The organism is Clostridium fallax (genome assembly GCF_900129365.1).
In the GTDB taxonomy this organism is placed as follows: Bacteria; Bacillota; Clostridia; order Clostridiales; family Clostridiaceae; genus Clostridium_AH; species Clostridium_AH fallax.
This window is the reverse complement of the sequence record NZ_FQVM01000002.1, coordinates 25261-47736: the sequence shown is the minus strand read 5'-3', so window position 1 is coordinate 47736 and position 22476 is coordinate 25261. Positions and strand designations below refer to the sequence as shown.

Here is a 22476-nt window from a genome sequence, read left to right as displayed (position 1 = left end):
ACACATACTTTTCATAAAATAAATATATAAAAAACTTATGCTAATAAAATCTTTAACATAAGTTTTTTCTTATATTTTTAATATTTTTTATATCTCTAATAATTTATAACTTAAATCAATTATATCTTTATCTTCTGAAGAATTAAATATTTTAATTGTGCCTTTAGTTTCACAGTCATTTAATCTATCTATAATATTTAATCTTCTTTTTAGTTCTTTTGCAGTTCCTTGACTTCCATCAATAATATATACATCATTTCCAACTATTTTTTTTATCTCATTTTTTACAAAGGGATAATGAGTGCATCCTAAAACAATTGATGAAATCTCATCTTTATTTATATCTTTAAGCTTATCTTGTAAAAATTTTTCTAATTCAATACTTTGAAGATCTCCTCTTTCAATAAACTCAACTAATCCTGCACAAGGTAATGGTATTATATCTTCTCTTCTATCATAGCTATTCATTAAATTTTTGAATTTTTTCTCAGATAAAGTCATAGGAGTTGCCATTACTATTATTTTACCTGTATTACTATACTCTACTGCTGGCTTTAACGCAGGCTCAATACCTATTATAGGAAAATCTCCATAATACTCTCTTAATTCAGAAATAGCTACTGAAGTTGCCGTATTGCAAGCTATTACTACAGCTTTAGCACCTTTTTTTCTTAAAAACTCTATTGCCTCAAAGGAAAACCTTCTTACTTCATTAACATCCTTTGTTCCATAAGGAGCATTTTTAGAATCTCCGAAATATATATAATTTTCATTTGGCATAAGTTTTATAGCTTCTCTCATTACACTTAATCCACCTACACCTGAATCAAAAAAACCTATAGCACTTTTCTTACTATTCAAATCCATTGATATCACTCCATTTGAAATATAACTAATTAATATTTTATACCTATAGTTTAAATAAATCTAGATAAAATATTCTATTTATATTAATAAAACAGTTATATACGACTATACCTCTTGACATCTTTATTAATTTTAAACATTTCATAACAATTTAATCATTTAAAACCTTTTCATTTGTAATATAATTAAAGATTTTCCATTTGTATAGTTATTCATTGACAGTAGATTTTACTTATAATAGAATTTTGATATATTATATCGAAATATGAAAAGTAATTAAACTAGTATTATTCGTACTTATAAGTTAAAGAAAGGATGTGCAAATAATGTTTAAAGATTTATTATTTATAATTCCAAAAGAAAATCACGATGAAACCACACTAAAAAAAATACTAGAATCCCATCCTGAAATAAGATTCGTATCCTTTGTGGGAATAGATTTAGCAGGAAATGATACAGATGAAAAAATTCCTATAAAATCCTTCATAGACGACATGTCTTCATTTCTTCATGGTACTGCTGTTCAAACTGACGGTTCTTCAGTTGTTCTTCCTGAAATAGCTACCTTAAATAACGCTAAAATAGATATGATTGCAGACTTAAACTGTAATTGGTTTGTAGACTATAACTCAGATTTTATAAATCCTATCTTAAATAAACCTATTGGAACCCTTAGAATTCCTTGTTTCCTTTATCACGAAAATAAAGCTGTAGATTCTAGACACATCTTAAAAAATGCAATATCAACATTCAAAAAAAATATATTAAAACTTTTAAAAGAACATCCAGAAAATCTTAATCAATTTGGTATAAAATTTGATGATATAGAAGATGTTAATGTAACATCTGCAACTGAATTAGAATTTTGGGTAAAAACACCTAATGAAAAAACTCAAATAGAAGAATTATGTACTTCACAAGTTTTAAAGGAACAATATTGGACCAGAACAAAAGGGTCTGTTAGAACTGCTTTAGAGCAAACCTTAATATTAATGGAACAATATGGTTTTGAGCCAGAAATGGGTCATAAAGAAGTAGGTGGCGTTAAGGCAAAATTAGATTCCTCCGGTAATTTCAATCATATTATGGAACAGCTTGAAATTGACTGGAAATATTCTTGTGCTACAGAAGCTGCTGATAATGAACTATTTGTAAGAATAATTGTAAAAGAAATCTTTAGACTTAATGGATTAGAAGTAACATTCTTAGCTAAACCTGTAGACGAAGTTGCTGGTAATGGTGAACACGTTCATTTAGGAGTAGGTTTAAAACTAAAAAATGGTAAATTTATAAATTTATTTAATGGCTCAAAGGATGAATTTTTAAGTAATATAGGTTATGGAGCTATAATGGGTCTTCTTAATAACTATGAAATAATAAATCCCTTTGTTTCAGCTACAATGGATTCACTGAAAAGATTAAAGCCAGGATTTGAAGCCCCTATATGTATAGTTACTTCACTTGGTAGAAGCCCTAAAATACCTTCAAGAAATAGAACTGTATTGGCCGGGCTAATAAGAGATCCTGAAAACCCATTAGCTACTAGATTTGAATTAAGATCACCAAATCCCCATAGTAATACCTATTTAGTTATAGCAGTATCATATCTTGCAATGCTTGATGGTATTCGTTATGCAATACAAAATAATAAAACTGGTGATGAACTATTAAAAGAATTATCTAAGGCTCCTGGAGAAGCTTCTGAATACTTAGAAAAAGAGAGAGCATATAGGACTGAAGAAGATGTATTTGAAGACTTTACAGAGGAAGAAAGAGTTAAATACTTTGGTAAGGCTCCTGCAACAGTTTATGAAAATCTAATTTCTTTTGAAAAATATCCAAGCAAATTAGAAATATTAAAAAAAGATGGAGTATTTAGTGATAAATTGCTTAATAGCTTTAAGGTATCTGTTATAGATAGATGGATTGCGGAAATCTCAGGTAGAATGATTCCAAATTGTATAAATGAAATTAGAGCTTGTAGAGCACTTCATTCATTAGATAAAGCTTTAGATTTAGATATAACTAACTGGATGGCCATTAACGAATTAAGACATTATATAATGAAAGATAGCTATACAAATAAAAGCTTATTTACTAAAATTAAAGAATCTATAAATGCAAATAATTTTGAAAGACTTTCAGATCTTCAATTAGAATTAAATGAAAAAATGACCATTTTATCACACTTATATTCAACTTATAAAAAGAATTTATTAGATATTTAGTCATAAAAAATTTAAATATATATTATTAATATACTAATCAATTAAAATTTAAAGGCTTATCTTTTAAAGGATAAGTCTTTTATTTGTATAATTTTGCATAAAAATTGTAAATTAACTTCATAAATATTAATAAAAATTCTTTAATCATAGAAAGAAAAGAAAATATTGTAGTATAATTAATTATTAGTAATTATATTTTTTAAAGAGGTAGATTCAATGAGACTTGTTCCAATAGAATGTGTTAAAGATGGTTGCTTTTTAGGCAAAACTATTTATGACGATCAAGGAAGACCTTTATTAAAATCTGGAGTTGCTTTAACTTCAAATCTTATAAAGAAAATTAAGGATATCCATATATATTCTATATATATTCAAGATGAGTACAGCGACCATGAATTAGAAGATATTATAAAGCCAGAACTAAGGCAAAAATCTATAAAGATTATTAAAGAACTATTTGATAATGTTGAAAATATGAAAATTAACGGTGCTTATTTATCTGCAAAAAATCTAAATTTAATATTAAGAGAAAAACGAGATTCTTTATTATCATTAAGAAATCTAGCAGAAGAATTGTTAGATAAAGTTTTATCTAACAAAAATATATTAGTAAACCTTGTTGACATAAAAAGTATGGATAACTTTACTTATCAACATTCTGTAAACGTGGCAATTTTATCTTTAGTGCTAGGAATCGGACTTAAGCTAAATAAAAAAGAACTTTTAGATCTTTGCATAGGTTCATTATTGCATGATATAGGTAAAGTATTTATACCTAAAGATATAATTTTTAAAGATAAAAAACTTACTGATAAAGAAGTTCAATTAATAGAAACTCACCCAAAGAAAGGTTACGATTATATAAAAGGAGCCTCTTATATATCTCCTAATGTTAAAATGATTATATTGCAGCATCATGAAAGGGTAGACGGATTAGGATATCCAAATAAACTAAATTCAGAAAAAATAAATAAGCTTTCCAAAATAGTTTCTTTAGCAGACTACTATGATATATTAACATCTGATATTCCTTGTAAAAGGGCCTTATCTCCTAATGAAGCCTTTGAATACATATTAGCAGGCTCTAGTACTTTATTTGAGTATGAAATAGTTAAAGTTTTTTCTAAATTAGTAATTCCATTTAATGAAGGTACTATTGTAAAATTAAGTAACGGCGACATAGGAATTGTAATAGAAAATAATTATGAATATCCTTTAAGACCAAAAATAAAGATTATTAAAAGTAATAACTTAAATTCTATAGACTCTATAGTTAATTTAGTTGATGAACTTTCTTTGGTCATATGTTCAGTTGAATATAACGTTTAAAATTACTAAGTCTATTTAGACTTAGTTTTTTTATTTATTAATTACTTAATGACAAATAATTTTTACTTAATATTTCAAATGAATAATAGGCTGTATTTACAAAAGGATTATTTTTAATTATATTTTCAGCCTCTTTTAAACTATTAGCTTGGAATATAAAGCTTCCACCATTTTTGTTATATATTCCTCCACATAAAAGATATCTAGAAAGATTTGTTTCTCTATATTTACAACTAGTATTTTTTAAATGTTTTTTAGTTTCCTCATCTAATTTATAATTTATTTTAACAAAAATACCAACATTTTTTTTCATTTAAAAGCTCCCCCTCTTTTTTATCCTTACCCTAATATATTAATATTTATGGAGATTTATTCATAAATAAAAAAACTTTAAAAGAACTTATGTTCTACCAAATCAATTATATGCGAACATAAATTCCTTTGTCAAATTTTAATTTAATTTTTATTAAATTTCACTTTATTTTATATTTATTTAAATAAAATTTATAAAAATAATATTTTTTTGCACAGAATTTTATTATAAAAAAATTAAAGTCATATCATTTTTATTTAATTAATGATATGACTTTAATATATTCTTAAATTTTATTCTTTATGCTTTTGATGCTAAATCAAATACTTCTAAATTTTTATTTTCTACACCACTTTGCTTAACTTTAACCATTGCATTAAATGTATCTAAAGCTGTTATAACTCCTATATTTCTTTCAATTGCAGCTCTTCTTATATGGAAGCCATCTCTTTTAGAATCATTTACCTTAGTTGGAGTATTTACAACTAAGTCCACCTTTTTCTCTTTCACAAAATCTAAAATATTAGGCTTATCTTCTTTTATTTTTCTTACTTCTACAGCTTCTATTCCCTCTTCTTTTAAAAGTTCTGCTGTTCCCTTAGTAGCTATAAACTTAAATCCTAAATCATGAAGTACTTTAGCCATAGGTATAAATTCTTCTTTATCATGTTTATTTATAGTTGCTAATATTGTACCTTCTCTTTTTCCAGTATACATATTAGCTGCTATAAATCCTTTATATAAAGCCTCCTCAATATTTCTTCCTACTCCTAATACTTCACCAGTAGATTTCATTTCTGGCCCTAAAGCAACCTCTACATTAGGAAGTTTTTGAGTTGAAAATACTGGAACCTTAACAGAAACTAATTTAGGCTCTCTATATACACCTGTTCCATACCCCAAATCTTTTAACTTTTGTCCTACCATAACTTTTGTTGCTAAATCTACTATAGGAACTCCACTAACCTTACTTATATAAGGAACTGTTCTCGATGCTCTTGGATTAACTTCTATTACATAAAGTTTGCCCTCAAATTCTATAAACTGTATATTTATCATACCTTTTATACCTATTTTTAAAGCAAGCTTAGTTGTATAATCAAGAACATCTTTTTTAATCTTGTCATTTAGGTTTTGAGCTGGATACATTGTAATGCTATCCCCTGAATGAACTCCTGCTCTTTCTAAATGCTCCATTATTCCAGGTATAAGAACATCTTCTCCATCTGATATAGCATCAACTTCTATTTCTCTTCCCATTAAATATTTATCTATAAGAATAGGATTCTTTTTATCTTTTTCAAAAGCATTTGATAAATAATACATAAGTTCTTCTTCATCATGAGTTATTTCCATTCCTTGCCCACCTAAAACATAAGACGGTCTTACAAGTACAGGAAATCCTAGTCTCTCAGCTTCTTTTAATCCTTCTTCTACACTCCAGATTCCCTTTCCTTTAGGCCTAGCTATTTTTAACTCCTCTAATAATTCATCAAACTTTTCTCTATCCTCTGCCATATCTATTTGCTCTGCTGTAGTACCTAAAGTTTTAATTCCTTTTTCCTTTAAGAAGTTAGCAAGTTTTATAGCTGTTTGTCCTCCAAATTGAAGTATAACTCCATCTGGTTTCTCCTTATCAATTATGCTTAAAACATCTTCTTCTGTTAGGGGTTCAAAATATAGTTTATCTGATATATTAAAATCGGTACTTACTGTTTCTGGATTGTTATTTATTATTATTGTTTCAATTCCCATTTTTCTCAAAGCCATAACACAGTGAACTGAAGCATAATCAAATTCTATTCCTTGACCTATTCTTATTGGTCCTGATCCTATTACTACAACCTTTTTATTATTGGATACCTCTATTTCATCATACTCTTCATAAGTTGAATAATAGTAAGGTGATAAAGCTTCAAATTCGCCAGCACAAGTATCAACCATCTTATATGCGGGATTTATGTTCCATATATTTCTTAATTTATATATATCATCAGGACAAACTTTTAGCATGTCTGCTATTCCCTTATCTGAGAATCCTTTTTTCTTTAATTTGTATAGCCATTCTTTATCTAAATCATCTAGTTTGCTTAATTTTAATCTTTGCTCTTCATCTACAATCCATTTAATTTTATTTATAAAGAAAGGATCTATTCCTGTAATTTTAGATATTTTATCTAGTCTATAATCTCTTCTAAGCATTTCTGCTAGAGCAAACATTCTCTCATCATCTGGAGTCATTACTCTCTTTTTTAACTCCCTCATACTAAGTTCTCTAAACTTTTTATTTTCTAAGGAATATTTACCTATTTCTAATGATCTTATTCCCTTTAAAAAAGCAGCCTCAAAATTACTACCTATTGCCATAATCTCTCCTGTAGCCATCATTTTTGTTCCTAAAGCTCTGTCTGCCCCTTCAAATTTATCAAAAGGCCATTTAGGAATTTTAACTACAACATAGTCTAATGATGGCTCAAAGCAAGCATATGTTTTTCCTGTTACTGCATTTTTAATTTCATCTAATGTATAGCCTAGTGCTATTTTAGCAGCAACCTTTGCTATAGGATATCCTGTTGCTTTAGATGCTAAAGCTGATGAACGAGATACTCTAGGATTTATTTCTATAACTGCATATTCAAATGAATTTGGATTTAATGCAAATTGTACATTACATCCACCTTCTATCTTTATAGCATCTATTATTTTTAAGGATGCACTTCTTAGCATCTGATATTCCTTATCAGAAAGGGTTTGGCTTGGTGCAACTACTATACTATCTCCTGTATGTATACCAACTGGATCTATATTTTCCATGTTACATACTGTTATACAGTTGCCTAATTTGTCTCTCATGACTTCATATTCTACTTCTTTCCAACCCTTAACACTTTTCTCTATAAGAACTTGGCCAATTGTACTTAACTGTAATCCTGATGTTAATATTTCTTTTAATTCATCTTCATTATCAGCTATTCCACCGCCAGTTCCCCCTAATGTATAAGCTGGTCTAACTATTACTGGATATCCTATTTGCGCTGCATATTCTAATCCTTTATTAAATTCAGTTATTATATTACTTTGAATAACAGGCTCCTCTATTCTATTCATCATTTCACGGAAAAGCTCTCTATCTTCTCCCTCTTTTATACTTTCTATAGAAGTTCCTATTACTTTTACATTATATTTATCCAAAATACCTTCATCATATAGCTGAACTGCAAGATTTAATCCTGTTTGTCCGCCCATTCCTGCAAGTAATGAATCTGGTCTTTCCTTATCTATTATTTTTTCTAAAAATTCTACTGTTAACGGCTCTAAATATACTTTATCTGCTATTTCCTTATCTGTCATTATTGTAGCTGGATTAGAATTTACTAAAACAACTTCCACGCCTTCTTCTTTTAATGACTCACAGGCTTGAGTTCCTGAATAATCAAATTCTGCTGCTTGACCAATAATTATTGGTCCTGACCCTATAACTAAAACTTTTTTAATCTCTTTATTTAATGGCATAATCTCTACCTCCTAAAGTCCATAACTTATAAACTTATCAAAAATATAATCACTATCGTGAGGCCCAGGACAGGCTTCTGGATGAAATTGAACTGAAAATATAGGTAATTTCTTATGTTTCATACCTTCAACAGTCTGATCATTTAAACTTATATGAGTAATCTCCATATCTTCTGGTACTTTAGCTACATAATACCCATGATTTTGAGATGTTATGTGTACTTTATTTTCTTCTAAATCTTTTACTGGATGATTACAACCTCTATGTCCAAACTTTAATTTTTCTGTTTTTCCACCTAAAGCTAATGCTAATAATTGATGTCCTAAACAAATTCCAACTATTGGTTTTTTACCAACTAAATTCTTTATATTTTTAATAGGCTCTAATAAATCCTCAGGATCTCCAGGTCCATTTGATAAAAAGATTAAATCTGGATCTAATTTTAATATTTCTTCTGATGAAGTATAAGCTGGTAATAGAGTAACCTTACAACCTCTTTGCACAAAACTTTTTATTATATTGCTCTTTATTCCAAAATCTAATATAGCAACATGCTTTCCATTGCCTTCTATTGTGTGAACGGTTTTTGTTGTAACATTCTTTACCGCATTTTTATTATTGAAATTTTTAAGCTTTTGCTTAACTTCATCATCATTAAAGGTATCTAACGTTATTATTCCCTTCATAGTTCCATTGTTTCTTAGAATTTTAGTTAAAGCTCTTGTATCTATACCCTCTAATCCTAAAATTTTATTTTGCTTTAAATATGTATCTATTTCTAGCTCACATCTAAAGTTATTAGGATAATTACACTTTTCCCTAACTATAAATCCTTTTACTTTTGGAGAATCAGACTCCATATCATCTAAATTTATTCCGTAGTTTCCAATTAAAGGATAAGTCATTGTTACAATTTGACCATAGTACGAAGGATCTGTTAAAGCTTCTTCATAACCAGTCATTCCTGTATTAAAAACTACTTCCCCTACAGTTTCCTTAAGATAACCAAAAGTAGTTCCATTAAATATAGTTCCATTTTCTAAAATAAGCTTTGCTTTCATAAGTAGCCCTCCTAAAAAAATGAAGTAAAATACACTTTTAAAAGGTCTTTCTAGCTATAAATAAAAATAAAAGGACAATAAAGAGATTAAATTAAGATTTCAATCTCTTCTTGTCCTTTATATATAACGCTAGGATTTTCATTATTAAACAAAGCTGTTTTGTTTGTTTGTATAAAAATTACATACATCATTATTATACCTCTTTCTGGCCTCACGGGACCAATTTAAAGTGTATTTTATTTCTAAAATTTATTCTTTAATATACATTGTATTTTTATTTTAATTACATGTCAAGAAAAACTTGTAACTTATTTACAGTTTAAATCTATTTATCTTATGAAACCTTACTACTTAAAGCATTTCTTTTAGATTTATCTGTATTTTTTTTATTAATTAAGATTATTCCTAAAGAAACTAATATTAAAGATAAAATTACATTCCAAGTTAAACTTTCCTCTGGTATAAACATAACAGATAATATAGCTCCAGAAACTGGTATCATAAATTTATATAAACTTATATCTCCTGCCTTATGATATTTTAATAGTACATACCAAAGTGAAAATGCAACTGCTGATAATAATGCTGAATATATTAAAAGTGAAAATGCTAAAGGAGTAAAATTTAATCCTCCATTATTAATAACAGGAATTCCCCATAAAACCATTAATATAGATCCTAAAAGCATTTGCCAAGCACTCATAAGGAATATATTTATATTCTTTCCCTTCTCCTTAGCTAAAAAAGTGGCAGCTGCTGAGCAAATTGCTGAAAGTATCATAAATCCTTCTCCATTAAACTTAAAATCTAAAGAGAATTTACCACCCCAATTCACTATTATTACACCTAAAAGTCCTGTTGTAAGCCCTATAACCTTTCTATGATTTATTTTATCATCCTTATAAATAAAATGAGCTATAATAACTACTAAGAAGTTTTCAAGGGTTCCTAAAATAGCTCCTTTCATAGCTGATGTATTTGCTAAACCGTTATAAAAAAAGAAGTAACCAAAAGTTGTTTGTAAAAGTCCTAAAATTAGTATCCATCCAAAATCTTTCCTTTTTATTCGTAAAGACTCCTTCTGAAAAAATTTAACATATGCAAATATCATTATGGCCGCTAAAAGAAATCTAATACCAGCCAAAAATATCTTTCCATTATAGTCAGTTGATATCATGTTAAGTTCAGAATAAGTTATCTTTAAAACTGGAAAAGCACTTCCCCAAAGTACTGTACAAATTAGAGATGTTAAAATGCAACCTCGATTACTCCTAAAAAAACTTTCCTTCTCCATAATTCACCTCTTTCTTTTATTAACCAAACAGTTCCCTCATAAAATTCTAAATAAAATAATTTATAAAAATCTTTACTTTAATTATTGTTATATTCTTTTCTAAAAATGTTCTCCATTTTCATAATAGTTATTTTCTTTTAAAATGGTGAAGAAAATATCTACTGAATTATATCCTATTTCTTTTAAATTTTTAGTTATAATCTTTGCGATTTTATCTTGCACCTCTTGTCCTCTATCAAACCACTTAACTTCTATAATAGGGTAACTATTCACTTCTTTTCCATCAAATATATAACTATTATTTATAATCTCTAAGGTAAAATAATCTCTAGGACATTCTAAAACTTTTTGCAATTCATCTATAAGCTTTGTGCTTATTGCACAGATATCATCTTTTTTAATACTTTTAAATTGTAATTGTGGCATATAAAATCCTCCCATATATACTTAATTTAACTTACTTTAGACATTAATTTTATCATATTAATACTATTATTTAAAAATTATTCGTAAAAATTATTAAAGGTTACATAAATATTTATGTAACCTTTAATAATTTCAACCTTGCCTTGCCCTGGCAATAACTTATTTAGAGATTTTACAATCTCTAAAATTTATTTTATGTCTATTCCCATTGATGTCTTGTCTAACTTTTTCTTACAATATTATGTAATCAATATTGCAATTCTAAGTAAAACAATATTAAATTTACGGAATGAAACACCTCATTTTTAGAAAGTATTTCATTCGTTTGTAATATTTAACTTCTTTTGTCCTATTGAAGTCTTTTATATTATTATCTATTCATATCTATTTGTCAATTAGTTTAGCAAAATTTATCCCTATAATACTTTCAATTTCTACAAAATACTTTATTTTACTACTTCTTTGCCAAAATTAATTATTTAACCTTATATGATATGCATACTTTGGTATATTTAATAGTAAACTAAATAATCTTTAATATTATTTTTGTAACTTAAATACTTTAATATTCATATGAATATATTACGAAAACTTATATTAGGAGCTTTTTATGGATTCTTTAAATTATAATAACTTCAACTTTTCTAAAGAATTTTTTAGGTTCTATGATAATGATGAAGGAATAGATGAAGTTGGAGAATATGAAGTAGACATTCCCTTTACTTATACCCCAGAATTAAGAAATGATAATTCTAATGATGAAAAAAGACCTTATCCCTTTAATAACCCCAACACAAATATGAAACTAAATATTCCTCCAGCTGGACCTCCGCCCTTTTCTACCCCATCAAAGAATAATCAAAAAGTACAGAAATTAAATTTATCTTCTCCTAGTCAACAAAAAATAAGTAGTAACTCTTTAAGGCCTTGCTTATATAGATTCACCTATATATGGCAAAGAAATGGATTTAGTTATTGGGCTTTTTTAACTTCTATAGATAGAAGATCTATTTCCGGCTGGCGATGGATTGGTTTCAGATGGGTTTATTTTGGCGTTGATCTAAGAAGAATCGATTCCTTTATATGCTATTAATAATACTATAATTATTTAAAAACAATTATAGTATTATATTATTTTATTATTCCAAAACTATATATTAAATTGTAAAAAAGTGTTGATTTTATTATACTTCAACACTTTTTTAATTTTATCTGTCTTATTTATTTATCATTTCTATACATATTTACAAATTTATAGATAATATAAATAGTTATTGTAAAAATTTAGCAATATGTATAATATATTAATTAAATTTGAATTTTTAATGAACTTGGAGGTATTTTATGAATTTTAAAAAAATAAAAAACATGTTAACCATAGGATTAATAGTAGCATCAATGACAGTATTAGTAGGTTGTGGTCAAAAAGATTCTACTAATTCAAATAACAATGAAAATAATACAATAGTTTTTGCCATTCCTAGTGATCCAGATACAATAAATCCTGCTTTTACAAATGTAAGAGAAGCAACAGCAGTATCAAATATTATGTACTCACCACTTTATACCTATAAGAAAGGAGAAATCACATATTATCTAGCTGATAATATAGATTTTAATAACAATAAAGAATTAATTATAACCCTTAAAAAAGACTTAAAATGGCACGATGGTCAACCTATTACTTCAGATGATATAGTATTTACAATTAACACCATATTAGATGAAAAGCAAAATTCTAGTCAAAGAGAAACCCTACTAATAGAAGGACAACCTGTTGCAGCAGAAAAAATAAATAATCTTACAACTAAGGTAACTTTACCTGTTCCTAGTTCATCATTTTTATATAGTATGTCAAAATTAACTCCTATACCAAAACATATTTATGAAGGTGAAGATTCTATTGCAAAATCTGAAAAAAATAATGAACCAATAGGTTCTGGACCTTTTAAATTTAAGGAATGGAAAAAAGGTGAAAAAATAATATTTGAAAAATATAATGATTATTTCAATGGTTCTCCTAAAGCTAATAAAATTGCAGTAAAAATAATTCCAAATGAAGCATCTCAAGAGGCAGCATTAAACAATGGAGAAATTACATTTATGAAAGGTAGTGTAGAACTATTTGATAAAGCCAAAAATAATAAAAATTTTCAAACCTATACCTATAGCGAAGATAGATTAAACTATATGGTATTTAATCAAAATAAGGATTATATGAAAAATGACAAATTTAGAAAGGCTATTTCATATGCCTTAGATAGGAAGGAAATGATAAAATCAGCTTATGGATCTACAGATTCACAAGAAGCAAAATCAATATTAGTTCCTGGGGCAGATTTCTATGCTGAAGAAAATGTAGAAGGTTATGATCATAATATTGATACAGCCAAAAAATTATTGGCTGAAAGTGGCGTTAATATAGATAAACTAAAAATTGCATATAATACTGGACGATTTGCCCATAAAAATTATGCACTTGTTGCTCAACAGCAACTAAAAGATATTGGTATAGATGCAGAAGTAGTTCCTTATGAAAGCAAAGCTTTTTTTAAAGTTCTATTTAGTGATAATACAGATAATGACATTTTAGTTAACGGATATGCATGGGGTTTAGAACCTAACCCTTATAGAGGAATGTATCAAACTGGTAGATTCCACAATCAAACTAATTATAGTAATGAAGTAGTAGATTCTCTATGGGAAAAAGGTGCAGAGGAGTTAGATACAGAAAAAAGAAAAAATATTTATATAAAGCTTCAACAATTAATATCACAAGATGCTCCTGTATATACTATTGATTATGAACAAAACTTAATGATTGCAAATAAGAACTTAAAAGGTATAGACGATGCAAAACCAATAAGCGCTAACATGTTTGAAGATTGGTCAAAATTATATATTGAATAATAATTTTTTGGGGATACTTTATTCCCCTCTTTTAAATGAGGTACTTTATGATAAAAATTATATTTAAAAGAATTAAAAGCTTAATTCCTATGCTTTTATTTATTTCTATAGTTTCATTTATGCTTTTAGAATTAGCTCCTGGTGATCCTTCAGATGCTTATATAACTCCACTTATGTCTTTTGATGATATAGAAAATTTAAAAAATAATATGGGATTAAACCAAAGTATTTTTATTAGATATTTTTCTTGGTTAAAAAGTGTTTTTACTGGTAATTTTGGATATTCTCTAATAAATCATATGCCAGTATTACCCCAAATATTGGAACGACTATACAACACTCTTCTATTAGTCGGAACTTCTTTAATATTATCAGTAATAATTTCTATACCTTTAGGTATATTTAGCTCAATAAAAAGGAATTCATTAATAGATAGATTAATCACTGTGTTAAATTACGTTGGTTTATCTCTTCCATCATTTTGGATAGGAATGATGCTTATAGCAATATTTTCTGTAAAGCTTAAACTTCTTCCTTCTAGTGGAATGAATAGCATAGGCAATAATTCACCAATAGATTTTTTAAAACATCTCATATTACCATTATTAACATTAAGCCTCTATAATATTTCTGTATTTACAAGGTATACAAGAAGTAGTGTTTATAAGGAATTGAGAAAACAGTATGTAACTACTGCTAAATCAAAAGGATTATCTAATAAAAAAATTTTCTTTAAACACGTACTTAAAAATTCTCTTACGCCTATTGTAACCATCCTAGGAATGAGCATACAAAGATTAGTTACAGGAGCCTTTGTTACAGAAGTAATCTTTTCATGGCCTGGTATGGGAAGATTAATGATAGATTCTATATTTTCAAGAGACTATCCTATAATAATGGCAATAACACTATTTTCCTCTTTATTTTTAATAATTGGAAACTTAATATCTGATACTTTATATATAATATTAAATCCTAAAATCAATGTTAATAGTAAAGGAGGATTTTAAATGTTTAATAAAATTTATTTACAATTAAAAAAAGATAAATTTTTCGCCTTCGCTATAATTACTATAACATTAATAGTATTACTTATAATTGCATCATGTTTTATTTCTACAGACCCAAATAAAATAAATATATATAATAAATTGGAAAAACCAACTATTTCACATATATTTGGTACAGATGATTTGGGTAGAGATTATTTTTCTAGAGCTCTTTATGGTGGAAGAATCTCTTTAACCATAGGAATAGTTTCAATGATTATCTCTATAGTTTTAGGTACATTAGTGGGGGTGTTAAGTGGCTATATTGGTGGTAAACTTGATAACTTTTTAATGAGATTATTGGACTTTCTAATGAGTATTCCTAGCTTTTTAGTTCTAATAGTTTTAAATAGTTATCTTAAACCTAGTATTTCTACAATAATTATAATCATAGGCTTATTAAGTTGGATGAATGTAGCCAGAATAGTGCGTGGAGAAACTATAAATATTAAACAAAATGAATACTTTTTGGCAGCAGAAGCTTTAGGACTAAAACCTATAACTGTAATATTTAAATATGTAATATATAACTTAAAAAGTGTTATATTAGTATCTGCATCATTAAATGTGGCCAATGCTATTTTAACAGAATCCGCTTTAAGCTTCTTAGGCTTAGGAATTCAGTTGCCTTTAGCTTCTTGGGGAAATATGCTTCAGGATGCTCAAAAGCATATATTTGATAATCTGTATCTTGCTATTTTCCCCGGTTTATTAATATTTCTTACAATATTAAGCTTAACTATTATAAGTGATAAATTAAATGATAACTTAAATATAAACTAATTTATATAAATATTTTAATTCCTATATATTATTTAAAAGTTGATGATAATTAATTTATAATTACCATCAACTTTTAAAAATTTTATTAAATATATATATGTAAATTTTTAATTATTTAATATTCATATATGTATCCAGTTACTTTATCAAAATATATTATTATGTTCTCTTTTTCTTTATACATAAACTTAAATTCACTTAAATTAATATCTTCCTCTTTATCTTCTAAATACATATCTACATATATTATCCTTCCAAACATAAAAATAAGAAATATTGTTACTAATAACATACTCATATATGTAATCTCCTTGTATAAGTATATTTATTCTTTAATAGAATAAATATATATAAAACTAGTTAAATGCTATATAAATTAATCTTTATTTTTTAGATATATATTGATTCCCCTCTATATAAAACCTCCAAAGAAAATCCTTAGCCTCTTCCGCATAATCTATTCCTATTCTTTTGGCTTCTATTATATTAAACTTACTTTCATCATTTTCTATATAAAGATCTTCACTTTCTGTTAAATCAACCCAATTATCTTCTTTTGTAATATTACAAGCCATAGTCATTTTTGATGGTCCATTACATAAATTTTTTCTTTTATATCTATTAATTTTATCGTATGGTTCATTGTATCTATTTAAACTCATATAATCTATTCCCTGTATTGGTTCTACAGCCCTTATTAAAACACATTCCGGTGAACCTTCTTGTCCTGTTGTTATATTAATACAATGATACAATCCATAAATAAAATAAACATATGCTACTGCTGCTTTACCATATAAAGGTTTTACTCTGTCTGTTTTTTTACCGCCATAAGCATGACAAGCCTTATCAATTGGCCCTATATAGGCTTCTGTCTCAACTATCCTACATTTTATTATTTCATTATTTTTATTTCTCACTAATATTTTGCCTAGTAATTCCTTTGCTACTATTAGTGTATCTCTTTCAAAAAACTTTCTATCAAGCTTCATAAATAAAATATCTCCTCTCTTAAAATTAAGTTATATTTTAGAAATATTTAATAAATTTGTTATCCTTTTTAAATATTATAATATTATAATTATATTTGTAAATAATTTGAAGGGATGTAATATATGTCTATCATAGTTTTCGTTTCATTTATTGTTATTATAACTTGGTTAATATCAAATTATGATTCTTATCTACCAAATATTTTAAAAATCTTAAAAAGCAAAAAACAAGATCACATTAATAGATAACTTACTATACATAATTTTTTTAAAAAAGATTATCTTAAAACTATCTCTCCTAAGATAGTCTTTTTTATTGAAAAATAAAACCTGCATTAGTTACACTTCCTCTTAAAAGTATTATATAATATTGGTTAGAATAAATATTTGAGGTGATTACATGTCTAAAATTTCTGTTATATTAGGTGATATAACTAAACAAAATTGTGACGCTATTGTAAATGCAGCAAATACATCTCTTTTAGGAGGTGGTGGAGTAGATGGAGCTATACATAAAGCTGCCGGAAGCGAACTTTTAGATGAATGCAGAGCTTTAAATGGCTGTAAGACTGGAGAAGCAAAAATTACAAAATCATATAATTTATCTTCTAATGGTGTAAAATGGATAATACATGCTGTTGGCCCTATTTGGAGAGGTGGAAATTTTAATGAAAGCGTTAAATTAAAAAATGCCTATGAAAATTCATTAAAACTTTGCGCTAATTATAAGGAAGAATACGTAAATCAATGTATTAACTTAGTAAAAAATAAACTTCATAGATTTAATGGTTGTCATAATTTATCTCTAGAAAATTGCGAGAAAAAAGCACTTAATATTATTGAAAAAAACCCATTAAAAACAGTGGCATTTCCATCTATAAGCACTGGTGCATATAATTATCCATTAAAAGAAGCTGCTTCTATCGCCATTGATACAATAAAATCTTTCTTAGAAAAAAATAATAGCTTGGATGAAGTTATTATAGTTTGTTATGATGAAAAAACATTTAATGTCTATAATTCATTAGTTGATAATGATTAATTACTAATTTAAATATAAGTTATTAGTTATAAAAAGCTAATTTAGAAAATTAAAGTCTAAATTAGCTTTTTATATTGAAAGTTACCTTTATATAATTTAACCATTATTAACCCTTTTAATTACCTTACTAACTAATTTTCTCGGTAATATTCTTAATCCTTGTATTAGTAATTTATTTTTAAATCCTGGAATAATTATAGTTTTCCCTTTTCTAAATCCATCATAACCTTTCTTAGCAACAAACTTAGCCTCCATCATATAACCTTTTGCAAATGAAGACTTTTTAACCTTTGCAACACTTTGAAAAGATGTATCCACTGGTCCAGGGCATAAAACACTTACTTTAATATTTGTATTTACTAATTCTTCTGCCAAAGCTTCAGATATAGACAAAACATAAGCTTTAGTTCCATAATAAACCGCCATTAAAGGGCCTCCCTGAAAAGCCGCTGTAGAAGCTACATTTAATATTCCACCCTTATTTCTTTTCATCATATTAGGTAAAAATAACTTTGTTAGATTTGTTAATGCAAATATATTTACCTTAATCATATCTAAATCCCAAATTCTATCAATATCATTAAAGCATCCAAAACTTCCAAAGCCAGCATTATTTATTAGATTGTCCACAATTAAATTGTTTTTCTCCACATAATTATATATTTCTTCCCCAGATTGTTCTTTTTTTAAATCTTTTATTAAAGTAAAGACATTTATTTTATAATTTTCTTCTAAACTTTCTTTTATTTCCTTCATCTTATTTTTATTTCTTCCTATTAGCAAAAGATTATTACCATCTCTTGCAAATAATTTAGCTAACTCATATCCTATCCCAGAAGTGGCTCCAGTTATTAATGTTATCTCCAAAATTCTCACCTCATATTAAAAGTTTTAACTTCATTTTTATGTGAGGTATTCCAGCCTCTATATATTTATTAGATGCTTCTACAAATCCTAATGATTTATAAAAATCTACTATATATTCTTGAGCTGATAAAGTTACTTCCTCTTTCTTTAAATTATCTTTTATAAAACTTATCGCTTCTGTCATAATATTAAAAGCTAGTTTTTTTCTTCTATATTCTTTTAAAACCAAAACTCTACCTATAGATGGAGTATTATATTCCTTAGACAAAGGTATCACCCTACAATAAGCAATTACTCGTTTATCTTTAATAGCAAATAAATGATAACTTTCCTTATCTACATCATCAAAATCTTGCTCTACTATTTTTTGTTCAGAAACAAAAACCTCAAATCTAGATTTTACTATCTCATATAATTCATTTATTGATAATTCTTTAAAATGTTTTATCACAAAATACATATGCTTACCTCATAAAAATCAAATATTTATTATTATATTTATAATTATATCTTAAAATTATATAAGACTAAATCATTGATTAAAAACAAAAAATTAGCTATTTTATAAAATAGCTAATTTTTATAACAATTTATTTTAAATATAATTGATTTTATCCGTTTATTATTTCTCCACCATTAACATGAATTGTTTCTCCTGTTATATATGATGCATCTTTAGAAGCTAAAAATACATATGCTCCTGATAATTCTACAGGTTGACCAGCCCTTCCTAAAGGGGTATTAACTCCAAACTCTGTTATATCTGTTCCTTTAAAACTTGAAACTATTAGAGGAGTCCATATAGGTCCTGGTGCTACAGCATTAACTCTTATTCCTTTATCAGCTAAATTTATAGCTAAAGATCTTGTTAAGGTAGTTAATGCGCCCTTACTTGAAGAATAGTCAATTAATTTTTTATGACCATGATACGCCACCACAGAAGTAGTATTTATTATTGAAGAGCCTTCTTTTAAATATGGTAATGCTGCTTTAACCATATAAAAAGTTCCAAATACATTTATATTAAAAGTTTTAACAAACTGCTCAGATGGAATATCTTGAATATTTTCTCTGCAATATTGAACAGCTGCATTATTTACTAATATATCTATACCACCATAAGAATTTATTACTTCTTTTATTGCATTACAGCAAAAATTTTCTTTAGAAATATCACCTTCTATTAAAAGACAATTACCTCCAGCCTTTTCTATTATATCTTTTGTTTCTTTAGCATCCTCTTTTTCATCATAGTATACTATAGCTACTTTTGCTCCTTCTTTAGCATATGCAATAGATACTGCTCTACCTATTCCACTATCTCCACCAGTTATTATTGCTACTTTATCCTTTAATCTATTTGAACTTATATTATATCCATCCATTTGAAATATAGGATTAGGGTTCATAATACTTTCTATTCCTGGATGTTTATCCTGATATTGATCTGGAAAACTTTTAGGAAAATTATTATTCATTAAAATACCTCCTTAATATAAATTTCATTAAAATTCTTTATTATTATTCCATCTCAATTCTTTTTTATCCAAATATATTGCTTAAACTAATAAATACATTTTATAAAATCTTAAATTTGATTAAAGTTTAAAAATAAGAAAGTCCTAACTTAAAATTTTAAGTTAGGACTTTCTTATTAGGTAAAATCATATAAAATAATAATATATTTTTATTCTTTAAATAAATAAACTTTTTTCTTTAACATATTGTAAAAATATATTAAGTAATTTACTTATAAATTTATCCTTATGATAAACTAAGTAAAAGTTTCTAATGATTTTCCCATCTTTCATTCTTCTAATTATAAAATCTTTTTCTTCATCCTTTTCTATACAAAGTTTAGATATACAAGATACTCCAAAACCATTCTTAACCAATTTCTTTATAGCTTCATTATGGCCTATTTCCATATGAGTATTGTATATTATACCCTTGTTTTTTAAAGCTCTTTCAACTATCATTCTAGTTCCGCTACCATTTTCTCTTAAAATAAGAGTCTCATCATTAAAATCAGTTTTATCTAAGTACTTTTTATCCTTCCAATGATGCTCTAAAGGAGCTATAAAAACTAATTCATCTATATAAAAATCATTTATTATAAGTTCATCTAAATTTACTTCTCCTTCAATCAATCCCAAATCTATAGTATTATCTAATATCATATTTACTATTTCATCTGTATTTTTTATCTCCAAAGATATATCAACCATAGGATATTCTTTAGAAAAATTTCTTACTATACTTGGTAGAAGATGCACTCCTATGGTTGTACTTGCTCCTATAGATATATATCCTGCTTCTATATTTTTAAAGCTTTTTATTCTACATTTACTTTCCTCCATAAGATTTAGTATTCTTCTTGCATAGCTTAAAAATACCTCACCTTCATATGTTAAATATAATTTTTTTCCTAAGCGTTCAAAAAATATACAATCCATTTCCTCTTCAATCTCTTTTATTGCTTGGGAAATAGACGGTTGACTTATAAACATTCTCTCTGCAACCTTTGTCATATTTAAAGATGTTGCAACTTCATAATATATTTTTAACTTTCTTTCGTTCATTGTTCTCTCCTAATACAATATTATTATTGGACAGATTTAACTTCTGTCCATATATAATCATATTTTTTAATATTTTCTCCTAAATCCTTATAATTCTCACACTTTTTGAATATATCTTTAGATAAATATGCATTTTTATTATTTTTTATATGTTCGTCTTGAGCTTCTTTAGCTTCCATTTGAGGAGTTGTATATCCAACAAGCTTAGAGTTTCTAAGGGATGGATCCTTTTCACATAAAAAATTTATAAATAGTTCAGCTTCCTTTTTATGCTTTGAAGTTTTAGGTATTGCTAATGAATCTACCCAAAAGTTTGTACCTTCCTTTGGTACTACATATTGAAGATATGGATATTCATCTTGAAGATTTAATCCTTCTCCAGACCAAATAACAGCTAAAGCCCCTTCTCCAGCTATCATCCTATCCTTCACTTCATCTTGCACATAAGCTAAAACTAAAGGTTTTTGTTTTATAAGTTCATCTTTTGCTTCCTGTAATTCCTTATCATCTGTTGTATTTAAAGAGTACCCTAATTTTTTTAGTGCCATTCCTAAAGCATCTCTTTGTGCATCTAGAATAAATATTTGTTTTGAATATTTCTCATCCCATAATATGTTCCAACTATCTACAGGTTCTTTTACCAAATCTTTATTATAAAGAATGCCTATAGTTCCTGACATATAAGGAACTGAATATTGATTTTCTGGGTCAAAAGGTCTATTTAAAAAATCACCATCTATTTTGTTTATGTTAGGTATATTAGATTTGTCTAATTTAAGTAGTAAATCTTCGTTAGCCATTCTTTCTAACATATAGTCAGATGGCACTACTATATCATAATTACTTTTACCAGATTTAACTGCAATATACATGTCTTCATTAGTATCATAAGTTGTATAATTTATGTCTATACCATATTTGTTTTTAAATTCTTTTAGTAAATCCATATCTATATTTTCTCCCCAGTTAAAAACTTCTAAGGTTATACCTTCACTTTTATTGCAAGATATGAAAATATTTATTACTAAAATTGTGCATATTAACAGAAATAAGCTTCTAGTTAATTTTTTCATAAATTCCTCCTAAATAAATTGTTAATTTCTCCTTATATTATAAATAAACACTGTATATAATTCCATTAACAAATAAAATTAATTTATATTTAGAAGTAAAAGCACTAGATTCTTTAGCCATAAAAGAAGTAAAACAACCTTTTCTT

General features: G+C 26.7%; 20 protein-coding genes. 7 read left to right on the top strand and 13 right to left on the bottom strand.

What is annotated here, in order from left to right; genetic code table 11:
- Window positions 1–87: 87 nt before the first annotated feature.
- Entirely contained in the window at window positions 88–867 is a 780-nt protein-coding gene (murI, locus tag BUA70_RS01525; RefSeq protein ID WP_072892466.1) for a glutamate racemase, read from the bottom strand.
- A gap of 326 nt (window positions 868–1193) precedes the next feature.
- Between murI and BUA70_RS01520 the strand changes: the two genes are divergently transcribed.
- Window positions 1194–3095 (top strand): type I glutamate--ammonia ligase, encoded by a 1902-nt coding sequence (locus BUA70_RS01520; protein WP_072892465.1) that lies wholly within the window; start codon window positions 1194–1196, stop codon window positions 3093–3095.
- 216 nt (window positions 3096–3311) lie between these two features.
- Window positions 3312–4424 carry an HD-GYP domain-containing protein gene (locus BUA70_RS01515; protein ID WP_072892464.1) on the top strand — a complete coding sequence of 371 codons (1113 nt, stop codon included), beginning with the start codon at window positions 3312–3314 and terminating at the stop codon, window positions 4422–4424.
- 37 nt (window positions 4425–4461) lie between these two features.
- Here BUA70_RS01515 and BUA70_RS01510 read toward each other — a convergent pair whose 3' ends face one another.
- The 5 genes from BUA70_RS01510 to BUA70_RS01490 all read right to left on the bottom strand — a co-directional run bounded on the left by BUA70_RS01510 (window position 4462) and on the right by BUA70_RS01490 (window position 11032).
- On the bottom strand, window positions 4462–4737 hold the full coding sequence (locus BUA70_RS01510; protein ID WP_072892463.1) for a hypothetical protein: 276 nt from the start codon (window positions 4735–4737) through the stop codon (window positions 4462–4464).
- Window positions 4738–5037: 300 nt separating this feature from the next.
- Window positions 5038–8250: a carbamoyl-phosphate synthase large subunit gene (gene carB, locus BUA70_RS01505; RefSeq protein WP_072892462.1), complete on the bottom strand. Its 3213-nt coding sequence runs from the start codon at window positions 8248–8250 to the stop codon at window positions 5038–5040.
- A gap of 12 nt (window positions 8251–8262) precedes the next feature.
- Window positions 8263–9312 (bottom strand): carbamoyl phosphate synthase small subunit, encoded by a 1050-nt coding sequence (locus tag BUA70_RS01500; protein WP_072892461.1) that lies wholly within the window; start codon window positions 9310–9312, stop codon window positions 8263–8265.
- Between the two features lie 334 nt (window positions 9313–9646).
- Entirely contained in the window at window positions 9647–10606 is a 960-nt protein-coding gene (locus BUA70_RS01495) for a DMT family transporter (protein WP_072892460.1), read from the bottom strand.
- 99 nt (window positions 10607–10705) lie between these two features.
- A complete protein-coding gene (locus BUA70_RS01490) occupies window positions 10706–11032 on the bottom strand; it encodes a DUF1904 domain-containing protein (RefSeq protein WP_072892459.1) in 327 nt (108 codons plus the stop codon).
- 610 nt (window positions 11033–11642) lie between these two features.
- Between BUA70_RS01490 and BUA70_RS01485 the strand changes: the two genes are divergently transcribed.
- From BUA70_RS01485 to BUA70_RS01470, 4 genes are all read left to right on the top strand, one after another.
- The gene (locus BUA70_RS01485; protein ID WP_072892458.1) at window positions 11643–12125 is read left to right on the top strand and encodes a hypothetical protein; all 483 of its coding nucleotides are present in this window, start codon (window positions 11643–11645) and stop codon (window positions 12123–12125) included.
- 251 nt (window positions 12126–12376) lie between these two features.
- Window positions 12377–13942 (top strand): ABC transporter substrate-binding protein, encoded by a 1566-nt coding sequence (locus BUA70_RS01480; RefSeq protein WP_072892457.1) that lies wholly within the window; start codon window positions 12377–12379, stop codon window positions 13940–13942.
- Window positions 13943–13989: 47 nt separating this feature from the next.
- Window positions 13990–14952: an ABC transporter permease gene (locus BUA70_RS01475; RefSeq protein ID WP_072892456.1), complete on the top strand. Its 963-nt coding sequence runs from the start codon at window positions 13990–13992 to the stop codon at window positions 14950–14952.
- Entirely contained in the window at window positions 14953–15774 is an 822-nt protein-coding gene (locus tag BUA70_RS01470) for an ABC transporter permease (protein WP_072892455.1), read from the top strand.
- 115 nt (window positions 15775–15889) lie between these two features.
- Here BUA70_RS01470 and BUA70_RS01465 read toward each other — a convergent pair whose 3' ends face one another.
- On the bottom strand, window positions 15890–16072 hold the full coding sequence (locus BUA70_RS01465) for a hypothetical protein (RefSeq protein WP_072892454.1): 183 nt from the start codon (window positions 16070–16072) through the stop codon (window positions 15890–15892).
- Window positions 16073–16157: 85 nt separating this feature from the next.
- Complete coding sequence (locus tag BUA70_RS01460) at window positions 16158–16766, bottom strand: DNA-3-methyladenine glycosylase (protein ID WP_072892453.1); 609 nt, start codon at window positions 16764–16766, stop codon at window positions 16158–16160.
- A gap of 400 nt (window positions 16767–17166) precedes the next feature.
- On the opposite strand from BUA70_RS01460, the gene BUA70_RS01455 reads away from it, so the two are divergent.
- The gene (locus BUA70_RS01455) at window positions 17167–17808 is read left to right on the top strand and encodes a macro domain-containing protein (RefSeq protein ID WP_072892452.1); all 642 of its coding nucleotides are present in this window, start codon (window positions 17167–17169) and stop codon (window positions 17806–17808) included.
- A 96-nt stretch (window positions 17809–17904) separates the two neighbouring features.
- Here the strand turns inward: BUA70_RS01455 and BUA70_RS01450 are convergent, their stop codons facing one another.
- The 5 genes from BUA70_RS01450 to BUA70_RS01430 all read right to left on the bottom strand — a co-directional run bounded on the left by BUA70_RS01450 (window position 17905) and on the right by BUA70_RS01430 (window position 22330).
- Window positions 17905–18678 carry an SDR family NAD(P)-dependent oxidoreductase gene (locus BUA70_RS01450; RefSeq protein WP_072892579.1) on the bottom strand — a complete coding sequence of 258 codons (774 nt, stop codon included), beginning with the start codon at window positions 18676–18678 and terminating at the stop codon, window positions 17905–17907.
- 7 nt (window positions 18679–18685) lie between these two features.
- Complete coding sequence (locus tag BUA70_RS01445; protein WP_072892451.1) at window positions 18686–19135, bottom strand: GNAT family N-acetyltransferase; 450 nt, start codon at window positions 19133–19135, stop codon at window positions 18686–18688.
- Between the two features lie 151 nt (window positions 19136–19286).
- The gene (locus tag BUA70_RS01440; RefSeq protein ID WP_072892450.1) at window positions 19287–20153 is read right to left on the bottom strand and encodes an SDR family oxidoreductase; all 867 of its coding nucleotides are present in this window, start codon (window positions 20151–20153) and stop codon (window positions 19287–19289) included.
- A 216-nt stretch (window positions 20154–20369) separates the two neighbouring features.
- A complete protein-coding gene (locus BUA70_RS01435; protein WP_072892449.1) occupies window positions 20370–21257 on the bottom strand; it encodes a LysR family transcriptional regulator in 888 nt (295 codons plus the stop codon).
- Between the two features lie 23 nt (window positions 21258–21280).
- Window positions 21281–22330 (bottom strand): ABC transporter substrate-binding protein, encoded by a 1050-nt coding sequence (locus BUA70_RS01430; RefSeq protein WP_072892448.1) that lies wholly within the window; start codon window positions 22328–22330, stop codon window positions 21281–21283.
- Window positions 22331–22476: the final 146 nt, after the last annotated feature.

Coding starts and splice junctions, on each gene's coding strand:
- murI (WP_072892466.1), bottom strand. CDS start 867: ATGGATTTGAATAGTAAGAAAAGTGCTATAGGTTTTTTTGATTCAGGT.
- BUA70_RS01520 (WP_072892465.1), top strand. CDS start 1,194: ATGTTTAAAGATTTATTATTTATAATTCCAAAAGAAAATCACGATGAA.
- BUA70_RS01515 (WP_072892464.1), top strand. CDS start 3,312: ATGAGACTTGTTCCAATAGAATGTGTTAAAGATGGTTGCTTTTTAGGC.
- BUA70_RS01510 (WP_072892463.1), bottom strand. CDS start 4,737: ATGAAAAAAAATGTTGGTATTTTTGTTAAAATAAATTATAAATTAGAT.
- carB (WP_072892462.1), bottom strand. CDS start 8,250: ATGCCATTAAATAAAGAGATTAAAAAAGTTTTAGTTATAGGGTCAGGA.
- BUA70_RS01500 (WP_072892461.1), bottom strand. CDS start 9,312: ATGAAAGCAAAGCTTATTTTAGAAAATGGAACTATATTTAATGGAACT.
- BUA70_RS01495 (WP_072892460.1), bottom strand. CDS start 10,606: ATGGAGAAGGAAAGTTTTTTTAGGAGTAATCGAGGTTGCATTTTAACA.
- BUA70_RS01490 (WP_072892459.1), bottom strand. CDS start 11,032: ATGCCACAATTACAATTTAAAAGTATTAAAAAAGATGATATCTGTGCA.
- BUA70_RS01485 (WP_072892458.1), top strand. CDS start 11,643: ATGGATTCTTTAAATTATAATAACTTCAACTTTTCTAAAGAATTTTTT.
- BUA70_RS01480 (WP_072892457.1), top strand. CDS start 12,377: ATGAATTTTAAAAAAATAAAAAACATGTTAACCATAGGATTAATAGTA.
- BUA70_RS01475 (WP_072892456.1), top strand. CDS start 13,990: ATGATAAAAATTATATTTAAAAGAATTAAAAGCTTAATTCCTATGCTT.
- BUA70_RS01470 (WP_072892455.1), top strand. CDS start 14,953: ATGTTTAATAAAATTTATTTACAATTAAAAAAAGATAAATTTTTCGCC.
- BUA70_RS01465 (WP_072892454.1), bottom strand. CDS start 16,072: ATGAGTATGTTATTAGTAACAATATTTCTTATTTTTATGTTTGGAAGG.
- BUA70_RS01460 (WP_072892453.1), bottom strand. CDS start 16,766: ATGAAGCTTGATAGAAAGTTTTTTGAAAGAGATACACTAATAGTAGCA.
- BUA70_RS01455 (WP_072892452.1), top strand. CDS start 17,167: ATGTCTAAAATTTCTGTTATATTAGGTGATATAACTAAACAAAATTGT.
- BUA70_RS01445 (WP_072892451.1), bottom strand. CDS start 19,135: ATGTATTTTGTGATAAAACATTTTAAAGAATTATCAATAAATGAATTA.
- BUA70_RS01440 (WP_072892450.1), bottom strand. CDS start 20,153: ATGAATAATAATTTTCCTAAAAGTTTTCCAGATCAATATCAGGATAAA.
- BUA70_RS01435 (WP_072892449.1), bottom strand. CDS start 21,257: ATGAACGAAAGAAAGTTAAAAATATATTATGAAGTTGCAACATCTTTA.
- BUA70_RS01430 (WP_072892448.1), bottom strand. CDS start 22,330: ATGAAAAAATTAACTAGAAGCTTATTTCTGTTAATATGCACAATTTTA.